Origin of the sequence: Kitasatospora sp. NPDC096147, assembly GCF_044763225.1 — a bacterium.
Lineage (GTDB): Bacteria > Actinomycetota > Actinomycetes > Streptomycetales > Streptomycetaceae > Kitasatospora.
In genome coordinates this window covers 698,883-720,572 of the sequence record NZ_JBIWFX010000003.1, presented here as the reverse complement: position 1 = coordinate 720,572, position 21,690 = coordinate 698,883, and the positions used below count along the sequence as shown (strand labels likewise).

16 protein-coding genes are annotated in these 21,690 nt (G+C 71.1%); 13 read left to right on the top strand and 3 right to left on the bottom strand.

The features are described from left to right. Positions 1-4 precede the first annotated feature (4 nt). The gene (locus ACIRBX_RS13920; protein WP_402296362.1) at positions 5-1,054 is read left to right on the top strand and encodes a rod shape-determining protein; all 1,050 of its coding nucleotides are present in this window, start codon (positions 5-7) and stop codon (positions 1,052-1,054) included. Positions 1,055-1,166: 112 nt separating this feature from the next. Then, positions 1,167-1,721 (top strand): hypothetical protein, encoded by a 555-nt coding sequence (locus ACIRBX_RS13915; protein WP_402296360.1) that lies wholly within the window; start codon positions 1,167-1,169, stop codon positions 1,719-1,721. Between the two features lie 76 nt (positions 1,722-1,797). On the opposite strand, the gene ACIRBX_RS13910 is transcribed toward ACIRBX_RS13915, so the two are convergent. The 3 genes from ACIRBX_RS13910 to ACIRBX_RS13900 all read right to left on the bottom strand — a co-directional run bounded on the left by ACIRBX_RS13910 (position 1,798) and on the right by ACIRBX_RS13900 (position 6,018). Beyond that, positions 1,798-3,339: a chitinase gene (locus ACIRBX_RS13910; RefSeq protein WP_402296358.1), complete on the bottom strand. Its 1,542-nt coding sequence runs from the start codon at positions 3,337-3,339 to the stop codon at positions 1,798-1,800. Positions 3,340-3,447: 108 nt separating this feature from the next. Then, positions 3,448-4,575: a non-hydrolyzing UDP-N-acetylglucosamine 2-epimerase gene (gene wecB / locus ACIRBX_RS13905; protein ID WP_402296356.1), complete on the bottom strand. Its 1,128-nt coding sequence runs from the start codon at positions 4,573-4,575 to the stop codon at positions 3,448-3,450. Positions 4,576-4,590: 15 nt separating this feature from the next. Next, complete coding sequence (locus tag ACIRBX_RS13900; RefSeq protein WP_402296355.1) at positions 4,591-6,018, bottom strand: glycosyltransferase family 2 protein; 1,428 nt, start codon at positions 6,016-6,018, stop codon at positions 4,591-4,593. Between the two features lie 214 nt (positions 6,019-6,232). Here ACIRBX_RS13900 and ACIRBX_RS13895 point away from each other — a divergent pair, with 214 nt between their 5' ends. From ACIRBX_RS13895 to ACIRBX_RS13845, 11 genes are all read left to right on the top strand, one after another. Further along, positions 6,233-7,600: a bifunctional folylpolyglutamate synthase/dihydrofolate synthase gene (locus tag ACIRBX_RS13895; protein WP_402296485.1), complete on the top strand. Its 1,368-nt coding sequence runs from the start codon at positions 6,233-6,235 to the stop codon at positions 7,598-7,600. Between the two features lies 1 nt (position 7,601). Next, complete coding sequence (locus ACIRBX_RS13890; RefSeq protein ID WP_402296354.1) at positions 7,602-7,934, top strand: DUF4233 domain-containing protein; 333 nt, start codon at positions 7,602-7,604, stop codon at positions 7,932-7,934. Positions 7,935-8,210: 276 nt separating this feature from the next. Then, positions 8,211-12,224: a hypothetical protein gene (locus ACIRBX_RS13885; RefSeq protein ID WP_402296352.1), complete on the top strand. Its 4,014-nt coding sequence runs from the start codon at positions 8,211-8,213 to the stop codon at positions 12,222-12,224. Positions 12,225-12,294: 70 nt separating this feature from the next. Next, positions 12,295-12,756 (top strand): hypothetical protein, encoded by a 462-nt coding sequence (locus ACIRBX_RS13880; protein WP_402296350.1) that lies wholly within the window; start codon positions 12,295-12,297, stop codon positions 12,754-12,756. A gap of 75 nt (positions 12,757-12,831) precedes the next feature. Further along, positions 12,832-13,245: a nucleoside-diphosphate kinase gene (ndk, locus tag ACIRBX_RS13875; protein WP_402296348.1), complete on the top strand. Its 414-nt coding sequence runs from the start codon at positions 12,832-12,834 to the stop codon at positions 13,243-13,245. 315 nt (positions 13,246-13,560) lie between these two features. After that, a complete protein-coding gene (locus tag ACIRBX_RS13870) occupies positions 13,561-14,586 on the top strand; it encodes a rod shape-determining protein (RefSeq protein WP_345282492.1) in 1,026 nt (341 codons plus the stop codon). Between the two features lie 105 nt (positions 14,587-14,691). Further along, entirely contained in the window at positions 14,692-15,582 is an 891-nt protein-coding gene (gene mreC / locus ACIRBX_RS13865; RefSeq protein WP_402296347.1) for a rod shape-determining protein MreC, read from the top strand. A 2-nt stretch (positions 15,583-15,584) separates the two neighbouring features. Further along, complete coding sequence (gene mreD / locus ACIRBX_RS13860) at positions 15,585-16,229, top strand: rod shape-determining protein MreD (protein WP_402296346.1); 645 nt, start codon at positions 15,585-15,587, stop codon at positions 16,227-16,229. Between the two features lie 13 nt (positions 16,230-16,242). Beyond that, positions 16,243-18,477: a penicillin-binding protein 2 gene (mrdA, locus tag ACIRBX_RS13855; protein WP_402296344.1), complete on the top strand. Its 2,235-nt coding sequence runs from the start codon at positions 16,243-16,245 to the stop codon at positions 18,475-18,477. Continuing rightward, complete coding sequence (gene rodA / locus ACIRBX_RS13850) at positions 18,477-19,667, top strand: rod shape-determining protein RodA (protein ID WP_402296342.1); 1,191 nt, start codon at positions 18,477-18,479, stop codon at positions 19,665-19,667. The genes mrdA and rodA overlap by 1 nt, the downstream gene beginning before the upstream one ends. 72 nt (positions 19,668-19,739) lie before the next feature. Then, complete coding sequence (locus ACIRBX_RS13845) at positions 19,740-21,668, top strand: TIGR03960 family B12-binding radical SAM protein (RefSeq protein WP_402296340.1); 1,929 nt, start codon at positions 19,740-19,742, stop codon at positions 21,666-21,668. The last annotated feature ends 22 nt before the right edge of the window (positions 21,669-21,690 follow it).

Here is a 21,690-nt window from a genome sequence, read left to right as displayed (position 1 = left end):
ACCGATGACGGGCAGTCGGCAGGGGCGTGGCGCGGGACGCGGGCAGGACATCGGGATCGACCTCGGGACGGCCAACACCCTGGTCTACGTCCGGGGCAAGGGGATCGTGCTGAACGAGCCCTCGGTGATCGCGGTCGACCGGCGGACCGGCGAGGTGCTCAGCGTGGGCGCCGAGGCCAAGCGCACCCTCGGCCGCACGCCGGAGGACGTGGTCGCCTCCCGGCCGCTCCAGGACGGCGTGATCGCCGACTTCGAGGGCACCCGGCACCTGCTGCGGCACCTGATGGCCAAGGCCACCGGGGCCACCGGCCGCTGGTTCCGGGCCAAGCCCCGGGTGGTGGTCTGCGTGCCCAGCGGGATCACCGGGGTGGAGCGGCGGGCGGTGATCGAGGCGGTGAGCAGCGCCGGGGCCCGCTCGGTGCACCTGATCAAGGAGCCGATGGCCGCCGCGATCGGGGCGGGGCTGCCGGTGCAGGAGCCGACCGGCTCGATGGTGGTGGACATCGGCGGCGGCACCACCGAGGTCGCCGTGGTCTCGATGGGCGGCATGGTGGCGGCCGGCTCCCTCCGGGTGGCCGGCGACCGGCTGGACGAGGTGATCGCCAAGCAGGTGAAGAAGGACCACGGCCTGCTGATCGGCGAGCGCACCGCCGAGGAGATCAAGCTGGCCATCGGCGCGGCCGAGTCGGAGGCCGCCGGGGCGGTCGAGATGGAGGTGCGCGGCCGGGACGCGGTGCTCGGGCTGCCCCGGACGGCCGTGGTGACGGCGGCTCAGGTGCTGGCGGCGGTGGAGGAGCCGGTCGGCGAGATCGTCGCGGAGGTGAAGCGCACCCTGGACCGCTGCCCGCCGGAGCTGGCCGGGGACGTGATGGGCCAGGGCATCGTGCTCACCGGCGGCGGTGCGCTGCTGCGCGGCCTGGACCGCCGGATCGCCCGGGAGACCGGGCTGCCGGTGCGGGTGGCGGAGAGTCCGCTGGACTGCGTGGTGGTCGGCTCCGGCAAGTGCGTCGAGGAGATCGAGGAGTTGCGGCGCACCTTCTCGGTCAGCGCCTGAGTGCTTCGGCGGCTGTCGGAGCGAATTCCCTAAATGGCGTAGGCCGATCGGGTCTGCTTGTTTTGCGCGCGGGTTAAGGGGTGTTTGCAGTTCGACTGTGTACGGTAAGTGGGTGTTCCGGGAAGGCAGTCGACTGACGGGAGGGCACGGCGTGGTGGTGACCAGGGAGTTGGCCGACGAACTACCGGCGGAGCAGGTGACCGAGGCGAAAGCCAGGGCGGCCACCCTGCTGCTCGCGTTCCGGCACGGCAACCAACTCGCCTTCGACCACGAGCTGGAGCTGATGCTCACGGAGAACGCCGAGAGCGAGGTGGCCACCCTGCTGGTGTGGATCGCCGCCGAGGCGGTCCGCAAGGCCTACGCCCCGCAGGTCGCCGACCGGGTGCTCCGGGCCCTGGCCCGGCGGGCCCCGGAGGACACCTCCGAGGTGGACACCGAGGAGGAGCTCGTCGGGGTGGCCGAGCTGTTGGAGGCGCTGGACGCCGGCGACGTGGTCGCCGTCCGGGCCCTGGTGGCCGCCACCCCCGACACCACCTTCCTGCTCGGCGGGCTGCTCCAGGCGGTGGCGATGATGCTCCCCTTCCTCCCGGAGGGGGAGCTCGCCGAGGTGGTCACCGAGCTGCGGCACCGGCACGGCGCCAGGACCGGCATCCCGCGCCAGTCCTGACGCCGGGACGGGCATCCGCACCGGTCCTGACGCCGGGACCGGCGTCCCGCACCGGTCCTGACGCCGGATCGGCCCGCTACGGCATGGCGTGCAGGTGGTTGCCGACGGTGGTGGCGATGCCGCCGCCCGCCTTGGCGTCCCAGTTGGTCGACCAGGTCATCGCGCCGCCGATGCCGGGCCACTTGGTGTCCGGCTTGTAGCTGCCGCAGTTGGTGCCCTTCGCCAGGCAGTCCAGCGCGGCCGTCACCACGCTCGGGCTGACGTAGCCGCCGCCCGCCGCACTGGTGGAGGCCGGCACCCCGAGCCCGACCTGCCGGGGCTCCAGTCCGCCCTTGAGCTGGATGCAGGCCAGCGCGGTGAGGAAGTTGACGGTGCCCTGGGAGTAGACCTGGCCGTCGCAGCCGAGCATCGCGCCGGAGTTGTAGTACTGCATGTTGACGATGGTGAGGATGTCCTTCACGTTCAGCGCCAGCTTGAAGTACTCCGCGCCGGTGGACTGCATGTCGATGGTCTGCGGCGCCATGGTGAGCACGAAGCCGCTGCCGACCTTCGAGGCCAGCGCGTGCAGCGCCTGGCCCATGTAGGTGGCGCTCACCCCGTTCTCCAGGTCGATGTCGATCCCGTCGAAGCCGTACTCCTGGATGACGGCGGCGGCGGTGTTGGCGAAGGTGGTCGCGGAGGACGAACTGTTCACCGCCACCGTGCCGTTCTGCCCGCCGACCGAGACGATCACCTTCTTGCCGGCCGCCCGCTTGGCGGCGATGTCGGCCTTGAACTGGGCGACGGTGTACCCGCCGAGACGGGAGGAGAGCACCGGGTCCAGGGTGAAGCTGATCCCGCCCGGCGTGCCGGTGGCGTCGGCGAAGGAGACCGCGATGATGTCGTAGGCGGCCGGCACGTCACTGATCTTCTGCACCGTGGCGGTGTTGTCGAAGTTCTGCCAGTAGCCGGTCAGCAGGTGCTTGTTGGGCGGCTGCGGGCCGGTGGGGGACGGGCTCGGGCTCGCCGACGGACTCGGACTCGGGCTCGGGCTGGGGCTCGGGCTCGCCGACGGGCTGGGGCTGGCCGAGGTGCTGGGCTTCGGGGTGGTCACGGTGGGCGTGGGCCTGGGATCGCCCGGGCCGATCAGCGAGATGTCGTCCATCAGGAACGAGCTCTGGCCGTACCAGCCGTGCAGGTAGACGGTGATCGAGGAGGTCGAGGCGCCGGTGGTGAAGGTGGTGCTGAGCTTCGTCCAACTGGTGCTGCTGGTCCAGGTGGAGGCGGTGGCGCCGCCCTCCACGCCGAGGTAGACGTACGGCCCGTTCACCCAGGCGCTCAGCGCGTAGGTGGAGTTGGGCTTGACGGCGACCGCCGTGGTGCACTTGCCGTTGTCGCTCGCGGTGGGGGTGACGCGGAGCGAGAAGCCCCGGCCGCCGGTGGAGTCCGGCTGGCCCGAACTGTTGGAACAGGTCCACGGGGCGACGTGGTTCCCGCTCTCCAGATTGCCGTTCTCGATCAGTTCCACGTCGCCGGGTGCGGCCACCGCCCCTGCCGTGTTCAGCAGCAGGCCCACCAGGGCCAGGGCGGTGGCCACCAGGGCGACCAGGAACGCGTTCACCGTGCTTCGTGCGCGCATGCCATCTCCGTGTGGGGGAGTGAGGATGGTGCGGAGCAGTGCAGGGAGTCAGTACGGTCACGTACCGGTCTGGACCAGTGACTTGGCACACACGGTGGAGTAGACCACTCAGGCTGTCAAGGGCCCGGCCAGCGCGAGCGTCAGCTTGGCGATCCGCTCGCTGGCCAGACCGTCGCCGTACGGGCTGGGGGTGGCGGCCAGCCGGGCCAGTCGCGCGGGGGTGTCGGCGAGCCAGGCGGCGGCCAGCGTGCCGAGCTCCGGGCCGGGTGCCACCAGGGCGGCGAAGCCGGCGTCCACCGCCTCCGGGCGTTCGGTGGAGCGGCGGACCACCAGCAGCGGGCGCTTGAGCACGGTGCACTCCTCCTGCACCCCGCCCGAGTCGGAGACCAGCAGGGCGGCGTGCCGGGCCAGGCCGAGGAAGTCGCCGTAGCCGACCGGCTCGGTGACGGTCAGCCGGGCCAGCAGGGCGCCGAGGCCGAAGCGCTCCACGGCGGCCCGGGTCCGCGGGTGCATCGGGAAGAGCACGGCGGTGCCGGCCGCGGCGATCCGGTCCAGCTCGGTGAGCACCGCGCCGAGCGCCCCGGCGGTGTCGGTGTTCTCCGGCCGGTGCACGGTGGCCAGCACGTAGGAGTCCTCGGCCAGCCCGTAGCGGGCCAGCAGGGCGGCCCGCTCGGCGGCGGGCGGGAGCTGACGCTCCACCACCTCGACCACGGTGTTCCCGGTCAGCTCGATCGCCTCGCCGGTGACCGACTCGGCCCGCAGGTTGGCGGCGTTCTCCGGGGTGGCGGCGCAGAGCAGGTCGGCGATGTGATCGACCATCACCCGGTTGTGCTCCTCCGGCATGGCCCGGTCGCGGCTGCGCAGCCCGGCCTCGACGTGCACCAGCGGGATGCCCAGCGCGTTGGCGGCCAGCGCTCCGGCCAGGGTGGCGTTGGTGTCGCCCTGCACCACCACCGCGCCGGGGCGCTCGGCGGTGAACGAGCTCTCCAGCTGGGCCAGCGCGGCGGCCACCTGGCCGGCCCGCGGCCGGCCGCCCACGCCGGTGAGCAACTCCGGCTCGGGCAGGTCGAGTTCGCGCAGGAACCGACCGGACATCGCCTCGTCCCAGTGCTGTCCGGTGTGCACCAGGCGGGCGGCCGGGCCGAGTTCGTGGATCAGCGGAGCCAGCTTGACCAGCTCGGGGCGGGTGCCCAGGACGACGGCGATCCGGCCGGGGGAGGGCTTGCAGGGGGTCATCGCGGGGAGTTCCGTTCAGGCTTCGAGGGCGGTGGGGGCGCCGACGGCGGTGGCCTCGGCGTTGCGCCGGGTCTTGGCCCAGCCGTTGCGGCCGAGCACCAGCCGGACGGCGGCCCGGGTGGCCACCAGGAAGATGTGGTACGTGTACAGCCAGAGGCCGATGCCCCAGAGCAGGCCGGTCAGCCGGCTCCGGTCCGGGTACACGGTGCGGCGGTAGGACAGGCCCCAGAGCACCAGCGGCAGCGCGGCGATCAGGAAGGCCAGCGCCATCCACGGGCCGAACCGCTCCTCGAAGGCCAGCGCGTCGCCGGGGAAGAAGATCCGGGTGGCCAGCGAGATGCCCAGCGAGAGCGGGAAGAGCAGCACCAGCAGCACCGCGACCACCGGCTGGAGGAAGGTGTAGAGCACCTCGGCCTTGCCACCGAGCCCGTAGTGCCGCGACCTGAGCACCCGCCAGGTGTAGCGCAGGCACTGCATGTTGCCCTGCGCCCACCGGGTCCGCTGGGTGAGGAAGCGCTTGCCGGAGACCAGCCCCTCCTGGGACACCCGGGTCTCGTGCACGTGGGTCAACCGGTAGCCGGCCAGCCGGAGTTCGAGTCCGGACTCGTAGTCCTCCAGCAGTGCCCGCTCGGGCCAGGGGCTGCGCCCGTCGCCCTCGGCGGCCAGCGCGTCGAGCGCGGACAGCCGGACGAACTGGCCGTTCCCGCCCAGGCCGACACTGCCGGTGCGGCGGCGCAGCAGCTGCATCCCGGCGTTGCTGGCCTGGAACTCGACGTCCTGCATCCGGACCAGGTAGCGGGCGAAGGCGTTGGCGAGCCGGCCCCGGTCGGGCAGCGGGCGCTCGTCGTCGGCGTTGCGCATCCGGACGCCGATCTGCACCGCGCCGGTGTCCTGACGCCCCATCGCCTTCCCGGTGGAGACCATCGCCAGTGCGCCGGGCTCCAGTTCACCGTCCGCGTCCACCACGCCGAGCACCACGCGGGTGCGGTCGGTGCCCTCGGGCAGTCGGGCGGTGATCTCCCGGTAGGCGGCGTTCAGGGCGGCGCCCTTGCCGATCCGGGCCTGCGGCCGGCGGCGCTGCACCAGGTGGATGCGCGGGTCCAGTTCGGCGGCGGCCAGCACCAGTTCGCGGGTGCGGTCCTCGCTGTCGTCGTCCACCACCCACAGGTGCGCCTCGGGAGCACTGCGGCGCAGCCCGTCCAGGGTCTGCCGGACCACGGCCTCCTCGTCCCGGCAGGGGATCACCAGGTGCCAGGCGAAGGCGTCCGGATCGCCGGGCTCGGCCGGGCGGTTGCGCCGGAAGGAGTGCGCGGAGCCGGCCCAGTAGAGCAGGAACCGGCCGAACACCAGGACCATGTAGGCGAGCAGGAGCAGGGAGAGCGCGTGCGCGATCCACAGCACCCGCGCCTGGTGTGCGGCGAAGTAGGCGTGCAGGAAGTCCAAGGAGAGGCTCCAAGGGCAGGTGGGCCATCGATTCGATGGAGATCACCCTTGATTGCCATCGATTGATACTTTAACCATGGATTTTCCGTAAATGTCCGTGAAGTGACTGTTGTCACCGGGTGAACCCGGGACCAAGGACCGTCCGGCCCGGGACCGACGGTCGGCTCCGTACACTGTCCGCGTGAGCGACAAGGCCCCGCAGAACCCGTACACGATCCGCCCCGGCAACCCGGACGCCGCCGACACCCACGGTGAGCTGCGCGAGATCGAGACCGCCCTCTCCAAGCGCTGGCCGGAGAACAAGATCGAGCCCTCGCTCGACCGGATCCGGGCGCTGATGGACATCCTCGGGCAGCCCCAGCGGGCCTATCCGTCGATCCACATCACCGGGACCAACGGCAAGACCTCCACCGCCCGGATGATCGAGCAGCTGCTCAACACCTTCGAGCTGCGCACCGGCCGCTACACCAGCCCGCACGTCGAGTCGGTGACCGAGCGGATCAGCCTGGACGGCGCCCCGATCAGCGTCGAGAAGTTCATCGAGACCTACCGGGACATCGAGCCCTACGTCGCGATGGTCGACGAGCAGCAGCCGATCGCGATGTCCTTCTTCGAGGTGCTCACCGCGATGGCCTACGCGGCCTTCGCCGACGCCCCGATCGACGTGGCCGTGGTCGAGGTCGGCATGGGCGGCACCTGGGACGCCACCAACGTCATCGACGCCGCCGTCTCCGTCATCACCCCGATCGGCCTGGACCACACCGACCGCCTGGGCAACACCACCGGCGAGATCGGCGAGCAGAAGGCCGGCATCATCAAGACCGGCGGCCTGGCCGTGGTCTCCCAGCAGCCGCTGGACGCCGCCGAGGCGATCCTGCGCCGGGCCGTCGAGGTGGACGCCACGGTGGCCCGCGAGGGCATGGAGTTCGGGGTGATCCGCCGTGAGGTGGCCGTCGGCGGGCAGGTGGTGACGCTCCGTGGGCTCGGCGGGGCCGAGTACGAGGACGTCTTCATCCCGCTGCACGGCGCCTACCAGGCGCACAACGCGGCGCTCGCGCTCTGCGCGGTCGAGGCCTTCTTCGGCGTCGGCGGCAAGTCGGGCGGCGACCGCCTGGACATCGACAAGGTCCGCCAGGGCTTCTCCGGCGTCTCCTCGCCGGGCCGCCTGGAGGTCATCCGGCGCAGCCCCACCGTCATCCTGGACGCCGCGCACAACCCGCACGGCGCGCAGGCCAGCGTGGAGGCGATCCGCGAGTCCTTCGGCTTCTCCAAGCTGGTCGGCGTGATCGCCACCAGCGGGGACAAGGACGCGGCCGGCTTCCTGGAGGCCTTCGAGCCGATCCTGGCCGAGGTGGTCATCACCGAGAACTCCACCCACCGGGCCACCCCCGTCGACCAGTTGGCCGCCATCGCGGTCGAGGTCTTCGGTGAGGACCGGGTCCGGGTCGAGCCGCGCCTCGACGACGCGATCGAGGCGGCCATCACCGCGGCCGAGGAAGAGGACCTCGGCGGCGCCGGAGTCATCGTCACCGGCTCGGTGATCACCATCGGCGAGGCCCGGATCCTGTTCGGGAGGAAGTGACGTGCGGACGCTCTGCTCCTCCACCCTGATCGGCGAGGCCCTGCTGATCATGTTCGCGGCGCTGGTCGCGATGCAGCTCTCCGATGTCGGCACCGCCACCGTCTGGACGGTCAGCGGCATCGCCATGCTGCTCTGCGTGCTGCTCTGCGGCGCGATCACCCGCCCGGGCGCGGTGGCGGTCGGATGGGCCCTCCAGGTGGGTCTGATCCTGAGCGGCTTCGTGCTGCCCATCATGTTCGGCCTCGGCGTGGTCTTCGCCGGCCTCTGGTGGTGCTCGGTGCACTACGGCCGCAAGATCGACGAGATCAAGGCGGCCCGCGCGGCGGCGGCCTGACCTCCGCGAACGACGGCCCTGCCCTGCGGACTCGTCCGCAGGGCAGGGCCGATTTTCTTTTCGAATTCACTCTCCATGTACGGGGCGAGTACCCACGGCCCAGTGCTCCCAAGGGTTCTTGTCCACTCTTATGCCATTATCAGACGCCAGTCCACGCCATAGTGATATGCATGCGATTCTCTCTTTGAATTTTTTCCACGAGTATCTGTTCACGGCTTTCGCCAGGGTGTTGAATCCTCTTCGGCAAAACCTGTTCGCATACTTCTGGGGGATCGCGTGCACAGAACACGTCCGATCGGACGTCGGCTCACCGGCGTCCTGCTGACCACGATGCTGGGCACGCTGCTGCCACTCGGCATCGCGCCGGCCCGGGCTGCGCCGGCTCCGGCACCCGCCCCGTCCTCCGCGCCGCCGGCCCCCGCCGAGGTGCCGGAAGGGCAGCGGAGCGCGCTGCTGGGCAGCGACTGGACCACGTCGAAGGACCGGGCCTGGACGGTGTCGGGGGACGCGGAGGGCCTGCACCTGCTGGTGGCCGACCGTCGGGACGGCTACGCGTGGCGCACCGCCGCCTCGCTCTCCGAGCCGGGTTTCGAGGCCGACCAGTGGATAGGCAACGCCTGCGTCACCGGGTCGGGGGAGCGGGCCGTCGTGGTCTACGCTCCCCGCACCTTCACCAACGAGCCGGAGCTGCTCGGACGGGGCGGCTTCGTCGCCGTGGTCGACCTGACGGGCGGTCAGGTCACCAAGCTGCCGTTCACCACCACACTGGCGCACTTCAACCCGGGCTGCGGCGCGGACGAGAAGGCGGTCCTGACCCAGAGCCGGGGCGCCGAGTTCGGCGAGACCAGGCTGCTGGAGCTGGACACCACCACCGGCCGGTCGGCCGAGCCGATCGCGGTGAAGGGCCAGCTCACCTCCGCCGTCCCGCTCCGGGGCGGCGGCATCGCGGCGGCCGACGGGGCCCGGATCGTCAGGCTGACGGCCGGCGGCGGACGGACCACCCTGGCCGAGGCCGCCTCGGTGCCGTACTACCTCACCCCCGGCCGCGACGGCGGGCTCACCTACCTGGAGCGCAAGGGCAGCGACGGGGCCACGGCCGAGCACCTCCCGGGTCGGGCCCTCGACCGCGCGGCCGGTCATCCGGTCGCCCCGCGGCGGGTGGCCGAGGGCAAGCGCACGGAGCTGGGCCTGAGCCGTGGCGGCGACCAGGTGTACGTGGTCGGCAGGCCGAAGGGGAGCGGCCGCAACCTCCCTGACGGCGTCTCACTCCTCCCCGACCTGCCCGGTGACGCGGAGGTCTCCACCGAGGGGCGCGCCGTGGTGCGGCACACCGCGTGGGCCGACGGGCAGGACTCCCGCCCGTCGGGTGACGCGCCCCTGTCGGCCGTCCGGCCCGCCGCTGTGGACCTGCGGCTGGTGGACACGGGTAAGGACATCGGCTTCACGGTCGACCCGACCGCCCGGGTGAGCGACCACGCGGCCGAGGGCTCGGCCGGCTCCCCGGCCCTGCCCGAGGGCGTCGTGGCACCCGAGGGGGTCCGGTCGGCCGACGGGCAGGCGGCCTCCCGCTCTGCGGTCCGCCCGGCGCTCGGCGCACTCGCGCAGGGTGACCCGGCCAACCCGGTCGAGGCCGAGCGGATCTGCTCGGTACCGCGCAACGACCCGCGCAACCAGGCGATGCAGCCCAAGCCCCGGCAGGTGGAGTGGGCCGTCGACCAGGCGGTGACCGGCAACCTGGACGCCAAGGTCCAGCGCCCGGCCAACTGGAAGAACCTCGGGATGCCCGCCTACAAGCCGCAGAGCCTGGTGAGCTCCCTGCCGCTGGAGGGAGGAGGCCGGGTGCCCGCGCAGATCCTGCTCGGCGTGGCCGCCCAGGAGTCGAACCTCTGGCAGGCCGCCAGGTCCGCCGTCCCCGGCGTGACGGCGAACCCGCTGATCGGCAACTTCTACGGCGTGGACGTGTACAACGAGAACCCCGCCGACGACTGGGTGGTGGACTGGGCCAAGGCCGACTGCGGGTACGGCGTCACCCAGGTCACCGACCACATGCGGATGGCCGGCCGGGAGGGTGGCAAGGGCGGGACGGCCTGGGACTACGAGAGCATCCAGCGCCCGGTCGCCCTCGACTACACCGCGAACATCGCGGTCGGTCTGACCATCCTGCAGAGCAAGTGGAACGAGACCCGGGCCGCCGGACTCACCGTCAACAACGGTGACCCGTCGAAGCTGGAGAACTGGTTCTTCGCGCTCTGGGCCTACAACACCGGTTTCAACCCGCAGTTCCCGGGCGGTGAACCGTGGGGCCTGGGCTGGGTCAACAACCCGGCCAACCCGATCTGGGACGCCGGACGCGGATCGTTCCTGGACGCTTCTCCCTCGGACGCGGCCCGGCCGCAGAACTGGCCCTACCCCGAGAAGGTCCTGGGCTTCGCCGCCCACGGCTTCTCCGCCCTGGAGTCCCCGGGGGTGATGGTCGGTTCGTTCCGGACCGCCTGGTGGAACGGCGTCGACAACCCCAGCGATCCGTACGCGCCCGGGACCTCGAAGGCGAACCGACGGGCCGTCAAGCCGCCGGAGAGCCTGTTCTGCGAGCCGATGGAGAACCAGTGCTACCCGGACAAGATCAGTGACGGTGCCAGCAACCAGCTGCCCTCGGCCGGGCCGTGCGGCCGGGCCGACTCCAAGTGCTGGTGGCACAAGTCCGTCACCTGGAAGACCGACTGCGCGTACAGCTGCGGCAACGAGTTGATCCGGTTCAATTCCACCTACCCGGAGGAGGCGGACGGCACGGCCTACCCGCCGAACTGTTCGCTCACCGCCTCGGCTTCGGGCTACAACTCCCTGCCGGCCGGCTCCCTGGTGGTCGACGACGTGCCCGACGGCACCCCGTCCGTCCGGCCGAACTGCGGGCGGCCCTGGACCAACGCGGGCCGGTTCACCATGGACTTCAGCCCCGACGCCAACGGGACGTACGCGTCGAAGATCGACCTGCACCAACTCGGTGCGGGCTTCGGCGGGCACTTCTACTTCACCCACACCCGGGAGCGCGACGCCCGCGGCGGCATCCACGAGATGACCGGCACCTGGAGCCTGAACCAAGCCCGCAAGGGGTGGACCCGGATCCTGGTGCACCTCCCGGACCACGGTGCGCAGACCCAGCAGGCGAAGTACGAGATCGACACCGGGAGCGGGCTCTTCCTCAAGGACCGCTACGTCAACCAGGTGCGCCTGGCCAACGGCTGGGTCTCGCTCGGGGTCTTCGAGGTGGACGGCGTGCCCCGGGTCCGGCTCGGCAGCGTGACGGCGGACGGCACCGGGGACGAGGACGTCGCCTGGGACGCGGTCGCCTTCACTCCGCTCCCGGGCAAGCCGAAGGACGTCGTCGTCCAGCTCGGGGACTCGTACGCCTCGGGCGAGGGCGCGAAGCCCTACGCGGCCGGCACGGACGTCGGTCCGTACGCGAGCATCCCGACCCAGCAGTCCACCGCGCGGTCGTGGAACGCCTGTCGGCGCAGCCAGAACTCCTGGGCTCGCAAGACGGTGCTCCCGGGGCGGACCGTGAGCATCGGCAGCCTGGCGGACTCGTTCGACAGCAGTCTCGACTTCCAGTCTGTGGCCTGCTCGGGTGCCTACACCTTCAACGTCGGCACAGCGGGTGCCAGTGAATGGGGCCGCCTCGGACAGCACCACGAAATGCCCCAGCTGGCCTCGGGGTTCGTGGACCCGAGCACCACGCTGGTGGCCCTGACGATCGGCGGCAACGACGCCGACTTCGGGCCGATCGTCGCCGCCTGCGGCGACCCGACGAAGGGATGCCCGTCGGACGCCACGGTGCGCGGGAAGATCTCTGCCCTGGTCCCCAAGCTCACCAGCCTCCTGGACCGGATCGCCGCCGAGGCACCCGAGGCCCGGATAGTCCTGCTCGGCTACCCCCGGCTGTTCAACAGCGCGGCCGCCAACATCGGCTGCACCGTCATGGGGAACCTGGAGCAGCAGAAGATCAACGACTGGGCGGTGTTCATGAAGGACGAGCAGGTCCGCGCGGTCGCGAACGCGACGGCGAAGAACCGCATCACCTTCCGGTGGGCCGACAGCGAGTTCGAGGGGTACCGGGTCTGTGACGCGACCCCCGGCATCAACGACCTCGTCGCGGCGCCGACCGGTCCCGGGGACTTCTCCTGCCCCGGGATCCCGCTCTGCCCGAGCATGGAGTCGTACCATCCGAACAACCCGGGCACGGGACGCTACGCCCTGGCCCTCCAGAACGCGCTCACGGGAGCGGTCTCGTAGCAGCCCGGGCCTTCCAGCCGGGGGCGGTGTCCTGCCGGGCACCGCCCCCGGCACCACCCGAGGGGGAGTCATGAGAGCTGGACGGATCGTCACACTGGTGGTCGCGGTGGTGGGCCTGGCCGGCGTGCTGCTGGTCTGGCTGCCGCACCACCGGTCCGAGCAGGAGGCCGAGCGGTACCGGCGCGAGGTCGAGGCGGACCTGCGGCAGGACGCGGCCGCCTTCGGCGAACGGCTGCTCACCGCGGCCGGGGCCGGACCGGTGGACGGGGAGGTACTGCGGAAGCTGGCCGAAGGCCTCGACGTGACCTACAGCACCGGCCGGGAGGCCGGTACCCGGGTGGAGTTCAGTTACGAGCTGACCCGGCCGGTCGGTGGCGCGCTCGCCTTCGCACCCGGATCGGTGGCGCTCTGCTACCGGGAGACCGTGCACCGGGAGGCGGGGAGGGTCGTCGGCAGTCCGGTGGAGATCCCCTGCACCGAGCTCGGCGCACCGCTGCGCCCGGGCGAGTCGGTCCGGCTGCCGGCCGGCTGACGGGCCGGACGGGGCACAGGTGTGCGCACGGTAGCCTCTTGACTGACCGACGCCTAGTCCCCAGGAGCCGTTACCGTGTCGCAGCGCACTCTCGTCCTGCTCAAGCCCGACGCCGTCAAGCGCGGCCTGGCCGGCGAGATCATCAGCCGGATCGAGCGCAAGGCCGGCTGGCAGCTGGCCGCCGTCGAGCTGCGGACCTTCGACCGCGCCACGTTGGAGGAGCACTACGCCGAGCACGTCGGCCGCCCCTTCTACGAGCCGCTGCTGGAGTTCATGACCTCGGGTCCGTCGATCGCCCTGATCGTCTCGGGCGAGAACGTGATCCCGGGCGTGCGCGCCCTGGCCGGGGCGACCGACCCGCTGCAGGCGGGCCCGGGGACGATCCGCGGCGACTTCGCGACCATCACCCGCGAGAACCTGATCCACGCCTCCGACTCCGAGGCGTCGGCCGAGCGCGAGATCAAGATCTTCTTCCCGTCGCACGCCTGACGGGAGGTCATCACCCGCCCGGTCCCGGCGGCCCCGGGACCGGGCGGGTGAATATCGGCGTTTGATCCTCAAATACGGAACTCGGAGCTCCGACACGGCGTCCCAATCCTCGGAGATGCCCCCGGGGCGCCGGAGAATGGCCGGGACCTGGCAGCCCGCCGCCGTCACGGACCGACCGGGTCCGCAGCGACCGGCGTGGCTACGATGGAGCACAACTCGCGGGCCCGGTACGGCCGTCGGCCGTCCTCCGCCGCGCATCTCCCCGCCATCTGCATCCGAGCTCGGGAAGGCACCACACACCCCATGGGCAACAACCTGTCGTTCATCGGCCGTGACATGGCGATCGACCTCGGCACGGCCAACACGCTGGTGTACGTCCGGGGCAAGGGCATCGTCCTCAACGAGCCCTCCGTGGTGGCCGTGAACACCAACACCGGCGGCATCCTCGCGGTCGGCTCCGAGGCCAAGAAGATGATCGGCCGCACGCCGGGCAACATCGTCGCCATCCGGCCCCTCAAGGACGGCGTGATCGCCGACTTCGAGATCACCGAGCGGATGCTGCGGTACTTCATCCTGAAGATCCACCGCCGCCGCTACCTGGCCCGCCCGCGCGTCGTGGTCTGCGTGCCCTCCGGCATCACCGGAGTGGAGCGCCGCGCCGTGATCGAGGCCAGCGCCCAGGCCGGCGCGCGCCAGGTGCACATCATCGAGGAGCCGATGGCGGCGGCCATCGGCGCCGGCCTCCCGGTGCACGAGGCCACCGGGAACATGGTGGTGGACATCGGTGGTGGCACCACCGAGGTGGCGGTGATCTCGCTCGGCGGGATCGTCACCGCGCAGTCCATCCGGGTCGCCGGGGACGAGCTGGACAACGCGATCGTCCAGCACATCAAGAAGGAGTACAGCCTCCTCCTCGGTGAGCGCAGCGCCGAACAGATCAAGATGAGCATCGGCTCGGCCTTCGCCCTGGAGGGCGAGAAGGACGAGCACGCCGAGATCCGTGGCCGCGACCTGGTCAGCGGTCTGCCGAAGACCGTGGTGATCTCCGCCGCCGAGGTCCGCGAGGCCATCGACGAGCCGGTCAACTCCATCATCGACGCTGTGAAGACCACCCTGGACCAGTGCCCGCCGGAGCTGGCGGGCGACGTGATGGACCGGGGGATCGTGCTGACCGGCGGCGGTGCGCTGCTGCGCGGGATGGACGAGCGGCTGCGCCGGGAGACCGGCATGCCGATCCACATCGCGGAGAACCCGCTGGACTCGGTCGCGCTCGGCTCGGGCAAGTGCGTCGAGGAGTTCGAGGCGCTCCAGCAGGTACTGGACGCGCAGCCCCGTCGTTAGTCAGACCGGGCACGGCGTCAGTCAGGCAAGAAGACACGTCAACTGAAGGGCCCTCAGCCGTCCACAGCGGCCGGGGGCCCGACACCGAAGGGCAGCTCCCGCACCGTGAGGGACACACGAGAGAGCCGACTACTGCTCGTCCTGCTGGTGGCCGTCGCGTTCGCGCTGATCACCGTGGACATCAAGGGCGGTGAGAGCTCTCCGCTCAGCGGTGCCCGGCGGGTCGCCGCGAGCGCGCTCGGCCCGGTCGAGCGGGCCGCCGCCGGCGCCGTCGACCCGGTCGCCGGCACCGTCCGCGCGGTCCGGGACGCCGGCACCCACCAGGCCCGGTTGGACCAGATCACCCGGGAGAACACCGACCTGCGCCAGCGGGTCGCCTCCTCCGACACCGCCTCCGGGCGCACCAAGCAGCTGGACGAACTGCTGCGCACGGCGGGCAACGGCGGATACACCGTCAAGGCCGCCCAGGTGATCGCGATCGGCGCCGCCCAGGCGTTCTCCTGGACCATCACCATCGACGCCGGCAGCGACGACGGCCTGACCCGGGACATGACCGTGATCAACGGTCAGGGCCTGGTCGGCCGGATCACCACCATCGCGCCCACCACCGCCACCGTGCTGCTCGCCTCCGACCCCGGCTTCAGCGCCGGCACCCGGCTGGAGGGCAGCGGCGAGATCGGCTTCGCCAACGGCCAGGGCACCGGCCCGATGAAGGTCTCGCTGCTCAACGGCAAGGCCCAGGTCAAGGCCGGGGACCGGCTGGTCACCTTCGGCTCGCAGAGCGGGCGCCCGTTCGTGCCCGGCGTCCCGGTCGGCAAGGTGGTCGAGGTCGAGGCCACCCCCGGCCAGCTCACCAAGACCGTGCTGGTGGAGCCGTACGTGCAGTTCACCCGCCTCGACCTGGTCGGCGTGGTGGTCGTGCCGCCGCGCACCGACCCGCGCGACGCCGTGCTGCCGCCGGCCCAGCCCGCCAACCCGACCGCAGGGGGGAACTGACCGTGCGGATCAACCGGATCCTGCTTCCCGCCGTCCTGCTGCTACTGGCCCTGGTGATCCAGGTCAGCGTGCTGGGCCGGCTCCAACTGCCCGGCGCCACCCCGGACCTGATGCTCCTGGTGGTGATCGGCCTGGCCCTGGTCTACGGACCGACCAGCGGCTCGCTGATCGGCTTCGCGGCCGGCCTGCTGGCCGACCTGGCCCCGCCCTCCGACCACGCCATCGGCCGGTACGCCCTGGTGCTCTGCCTGCTCGGCTACGCGGCCGGCCTGCTGCGCCCCGAGGGCAGCCGGCAGCGCTCGTCGCTCAGCGCGCTGCTGGTGGTCGCGGTCGCGGCGGTGGCCTCCACCCTGCTGTACGCGATGGTCGGCGCCCTGGTCGGTGACACCGCCGCCCGGCACGTCGGCCTCACCGGCCTGGTGCTCAGCGCGCTCCTCTACGACGTGCTGCTGGCCCCCTTCGTGGTGCCCGCCGTGATGGCCCTGGCCCGTCGCTTCGACGGCGCCCCGGTGATCACCGAGTCCGAGGACGGCAACGACTCGGGCCTGGGCACCCTGTCCCGCTACCGCACCACCCGTGAGGTCTCCGCGCTGCCGGGCTACGGCGGCAAGAAGCGGCGGATCCCCGGCCTCGCCAAGCGTCCGTGAGGAGCGACCACCCGTGACCAACATCCCGGAGACCGGCCGCACCCCCCGGGTGACGATCCGTCTGATCGTGCTGCAGATCCTGGTGCTGTCGCTGCTCGCCACCCTCGGCGGGCGGCTCTGGTACCTGCAGATCCGCACCGGCAAGGAGTACGCCCAGAAGGCGGCGGGCAACCACGTCCGCGAGGTGGTCGAGCCGACCGTGCGCGGCGAGATCCTGGACGCCTCCGGCCGCATCCTGGCCGGCAACGAGGCCAAGCTGGTGGTCTCGGTCAGCCGCACCGAGCTGCTCCAGCAGAAGGACCGCGGCAAGGCCGTGCTGACCCGGCTCGCCGAGGTGCTCGGGATGCCGGCCAAGGACGTCCAGGACAAGGTCCGGCTCTGCGACGCCAAGACCCCGCAGCCGTGCTGGAACGGTTCGCCGTACCAGCCGATCCCGGTCACCAAGGCGGCCACCACCCAGCAGGCGCTGCAGATAATGGAACGCCGCGAGGACTTCCCCGGCATCACCGCCCAGCCCACCTCGCTGCGCCGCTACACCGGCGCCGAGGGCGCCAACCTCGCCCAGGTGCTCGGCTACCTCTCGCCGGTCACCGACGACGAGGTGCAGAAGTCCAAGGACAAGGAGGGCCGGGAGCGCCGGCTGCCGGTCGACCAGATCGGCCGGGCCGGCCTGGAGTCGGTCTACGACAACGACCTGCGCGGCACCACCGGCATCGACCGGCTGGAGGTGGACAACCTCGGCCGGGTGATCGGCAGTGCCGGCAAGACCCCGGCCCAGCCGGGCAACAACCTGGTCACCTCGATCGACGCCCGGGTGCAGAAGGCTGTCGAGGACAGCCTGGCGCAGGCGATGGTCGACGCCCGCAAGGTGGTCGACAAGGACACCCACCGCAACTACGAGGCCGACTCCGGCGCGGCCGTGGTGATGGACGTGCACACCGGCCGGATCGTCGCGATGGCCAGCGCCCCGACCTACGACCCCAACCTCTGGGTCGGCGGCATCGCCGGCAAGGACTACCAGGCGCTCACCAGCAAGGAGTCCAACTACCCGCTGCTGAACCGGGCCATACAGGGTCAGTCCGCCCCCGGCTCCACCTTCAAGGTGGTCTCCACCGCGGCAGCCGCCCAGGCCGGCTACTCGCTCGGCGGCAACTACGCCTGCCCCAGCTCGCTGACCTTCGGCGGCCGCGAGTTCAAGAACTTCGAGAGCAAGGGCTACGGCTCGATCAGCCTGGCCCGCGCCCTGGAGGTCTCCTGCGACACCGTCTTCTACGGCCTCGCCTACGACCAGTGGATGGCCGACGGCGGCATCAAGCCGAAGAAGGACGCCAAGGACTGGTTCTACAAGACCGCCAAGCAGTTCGGCCTCGGCGCCAAGACCGGCATCGACCTGCCCAGCGAGGCGGCCGGGCGGATCCCGGACCGCCAGTGGAAGCAGGAGTACTACGACGCCAACAAGGACGCCTGGTGCAAGCAGGCGCAGTCCGGCGGCAACGACTACGGCACCCAGGTGGCCAAGGAGAACTGCGCCGACGGCTACCAGATGCGCGCCGGTGACGCCGTCAACTACTCCATCGGGCAGGGCGACACCCTGGTGACGCCCCTTCAGATGGCCCGGATCTACGCCGCGCTGGCCAACGGCGGCACGCTCTACCGGCCGACCGTGGCCAAGGCCGTGGTCGCCCCGGACGGCACCCTGGTCCGGGAGATCGCCCCGCACGAGGACGGCAAGCTCCCCACCGACGCCCGCACCCTGCAGTACATCGACGAGGCCACCAAGGGTGTCGTCGAGCAGGGCTCGGCCGCCTGGAAGTTCGTCGGCGCGGGCTGGCCGCAGGGCAAGATCGAGCTGCACGCCAAGACCGGCACCGCCGAGGTCTTCGGCAAGCAGACCACCTCGTACCTGACCACCTACAGCCGCGACTACGCGGTGGTCATGACGATGAGTCAGGCCGGTACCGGCTCCGGCGCGTCCGGCGACGCCGTCCGCCGGATCTACCAGGCCATCTACGGCGTGGACGACAAGGGCAACATCGACACCGGCAAGGCGCTGCTCACCAAGCCGCAGGCCGAGCTGCCCAAGTTCAACCCGGACGGCACCGCCGTGAAGCCGGTCTCCTTCGAGGGCGGCTTCGCGCCCGGCTCGACCTTCCTCGACCCGGCCCCGCAGACCCCGCAGACCCCGCCGACGGTGCCTCAGATGCTCGCCCTGCCCGCCCTGGAGACCACCCTGCGGAGGAGCCACTGATGGCCTCCTACTCCTCCTACCCGTTCCAGCCGCAGCGCGGTGCGCTCGGCAAGGCACTCGCCAAGGACTCCCCGCTGCGGCGGCTGGACTGGCTGATGATCCTGGCCGCGCTGGTGCTCTCGCTGGGCTCCTCGCTGCTGATCTGGTCGGCCACCCGGGGCCGGGACTCGCTGACCCACGGCGACCCGCAGTACTTCCTCTACCGGCACCTGACCAACCTGGCGATCGGTCTGGCGCTGTTCGTGGTGGTGGTGTTGATAGGGAGTCGGCGCCTGCGCACCGCCGTGCCCTTCGTCTACGTGATCACCCTGCTGATGCTGATGGCGGTGCTCACCCCGCTGGGCTCCACCATCAACGGCGCCAAGGCGTGGATCCAGTTCGGCGGCGGCTTCTCCATCCAGCCCGCCGAGTTCGCCAAGGTGGCGATCATCCTGGTGATGGCGCTGGTGCTGTCCGCCCAGGTGGACGCGGGGGAGCGGGCCTTCCCCTCGGACCGCTCGGTGCTGATGGCGCTCGGCCTGGCCGCCGTCCCGATGGCGATCGTCATGCTGATGCCGGACCTCGGCTCGGTGATGGTGATGGGCGTCGCGATCATGGGCATCCTGCTGGCCTCCGGCGCCGCCAACAAGTGGCTCTTCGGCCTGATCACGGCCGGCGTCGGCGGCGCGGTGGCGATCTGGCAGCTCGGCGTGCTGAGCAAGTACCAGATCGACCGGTTCGCCGCCTTCGCCAACCCGGCGCTCGACCCGTCCGGCGTCGGCTACAACACCGCCCAGGCCCGGATCGCGATCGGCTCCGGCGGCCTGACCGGCATGGGCCTGTTCAAGGGCACCCAGACCACCGGCCAGTTCGTCCCCGAGCAGCAGACCGACTTCGTCTTCACGGTGGCCGGCGAGGAGCTCGGCTTCGTCGGCGGCCTCGGCCTGATCCTGCTGCTCGGCGTGGTGCTCTGGCGGGCCTGCAGGATCGCCCGGCAGGCCACCGACCTGTTCGGCACCATCGTGTCGGCCGGCGTGATCGCCTGGCTGGCCTTCCAGGCGTTCGAGAACATCGGGATGAACCTCGGCATCATGCCGGTGGCCGGCATCCCCCTGCCCTTCGTCTCCTACGGCGGGTCCTCGATGTTCGCGGTCTGGATCGGCCTCGGCCTGCTCCAGTGCGTCCGCACCCAGCGGCCGATAGGGATCTGAGCGGAGAACTTGACGCAGTCGCGGTCGGCTACCCTTGAGGGTCACCTCGTTCGCGTCGCAAAGGGTTCCCTGATGTCAGTCGAATCGGTCTTCCCACGCCTGGAGGCCCTCCTCCCGCACGTCCAGAAGCCGATCCAGTACGTCGGCGGCGAGCTCAACTCGACCGTCAAGGACTGGGATTCGGCGGACGTCCGCTGGGCCCTGATGTACCCGGACGCCTACGAGGTCGGGCTGCCCAACCAGGGCGTCATGATCCTGTACGAGGTGCTCAACGAGCGCGAGGGCGTGCTCGCCGAGCGCACCTACAGCGTCTGGCCGGACCTCGAGAAGCTGATGCGCGAGCACGGCGTCCCGCAGTTCACGGTCGACGCCCACCGCCCGGTGCGCGCCTTCGACGTGTTCGGCCTGTCGTTCTCCACCGAGCTCGGCTACACCAACATGCTGACCGCGCTCGACCTGGCCGGCATCCCGCTGCTGGCGGCCGACCGGGGCCTGGACGACCCGATCGTGCTGGCCGGCGGCCACGCCGCGTTCAACCCGGAGCCGATCGCCGACTTCATCGACTGCGCGGTGGTCGGCGACGGCGAGCAGGCCGTGCTGGACATGACCGAGATCATCCGGGCCTGGAAGGCCGAGGGCCGCCCCGGCGGCCGCGACGAGGTGCTGCTCCGGCTGGCCCGGACCGGCGCGTTCTACGTGCCGCGCTTCTACGATGTGGAGTACCTGGAGGACGGCCGGATCGCCCGCGTCGTCACCAACCGCGAGGGCGTGCCGTGGCGGGTCTCCAAGCACACCGTGATGGACCTGGACGAGTGGCCCTACCCCAAGCAGCCGCTGGTGCCGCTCGCCGAGACGGTGCACGAGCGGATGTCCGTCGAGATCTTCCGCGGCTGCACCCGAGGCTGCCGCTTCTGCCAGGCCGGCATGATCACGCGCCCCGTGCGGGAGCGAAGCATCACCGGCATCGGCGAGATGGTCGAGCGCGGTCTCAAGGCCACCGGCTTCGAGGAGGTCGGCCTGCTCTCGCTCTCCTCGGCCGACCACACCGAGATCGGTGACATCGCCAAGGGCCTGGCCGACCGCTACACCGAGGACAAGATCGGCCTCTCGCTGCCCTCCACCCGGGTCGACGCCTTCAACATCGACCTGGCCAACGAGCTGACCCGCAACGGCCGCCGCTCCGGTCTCACCTTCGCCCCCGAGGGCGGATCCGAGCGCATCCGCAAGGTCATCAACAAGATGGTCTTGGAGGAGGACCTGATCCGTACGGTCGCCACCGCGTACGGCAACGGCTGGCGCCAGGTGAAGCTGTACTTCATGTGCGGCCTGCCCACCGAGACCGACGAGGACGTCCTCCAGATCGGCGTGATGGCCAAGAACGTGATCCAGAAGGGCCGCGAGGTCACCGGGCAGAACGACATCCGCTGCACCGTCTCCATCGGCGGCTTCGTGCCCAAGCCGCACACCCCCTTCCAGTGGGCCCCGCAGCTCTCCGCCGAGGACACCGACGCCCGCCTCGCCAAGCTGCGCGACTCCATCCGCGGCGACCGCAAGTACGGCAAGAACATCGGCTTCCGCTACCACGACGGCAAGCCCGGCATCGTCGAGGGCCTGCTCTCGCGCGGTGACCGCCGCATCGGTGCCGTGATCCGCGCGGTCTACGAGGACGGCGGTCGCTTCGACGGCTGGCGCGAGCACTTCTCCTTCGACCGCTGGATGGCGGCGGCCGAGAAGGGCCTGGCCGGCACCGGCGTCGACGTCGACTGGTACACCACCCGCGAGCGCACCTACGAGGAGGTGCTGCCCTGGGACCACCTGGACAGCGGCCTCGACAAGGACTGGCTCTGGGAGGACTGGCAGGACGCGCTGGAGGAGGTCGAGGTCGACGACTGCCGCTGGACCCCGTGCTTCGACTGCGGCGTCTGCCCCCAGATGGACACGCAGATCCAGATCGGCCCGACCGGCAAGAAGCTGCTGCCGCTCACGGTCGTCAATTCGTAATACCAGGAGCGAAACCGGCGGT

What these genes read in the sequence shown, in the direction of transcription:
- ACIRBX_RS13920 (WP_402296362.1), top strand. Translation starts at nt 5, where the DNA reads ATGACGGGCAGTCGGCAGGGGCGTGGCGCGGGACGCGGGCAGGACATC.
- ACIRBX_RS13910 (WP_402296358.1), bottom strand. Translation starts at nt 3,339, where the DNA reads ATGCGCGCACGAAGCACGGTGAACGCGTTCCTGGTCGCCCTGGTGGCC.
- wecB (WP_402296356.1), bottom strand. Translation starts at nt 4,575, where the DNA reads ATGACCCCCTGCAAGCCCTCCCCCGGCCGGATCGCCGTCGTCCTGGGC.
- ACIRBX_RS13880 (WP_402296350.1), top strand. Translation starts at nt 12,295, where the DNA reads ATGAGAGCTGGACGGATCGTCACACTGGTGGTCGCGGTGGTGGGCCTG.
- rodA (WP_402296342.1), top strand. Translation starts at nt 18,477, where the DNA reads ATGGCCTCCTACTCCTCCTACCCGTTCCAGCCGCAGCGCGGTGCGCTC.
- ACIRBX_RS13845 (WP_402296340.1), top strand. Translation starts at nt 19,740, where the DNA reads ATGTCAGTCGAATCGGTCTTCCCACGCCTGGAGGCCCTCCTCCCGCAC.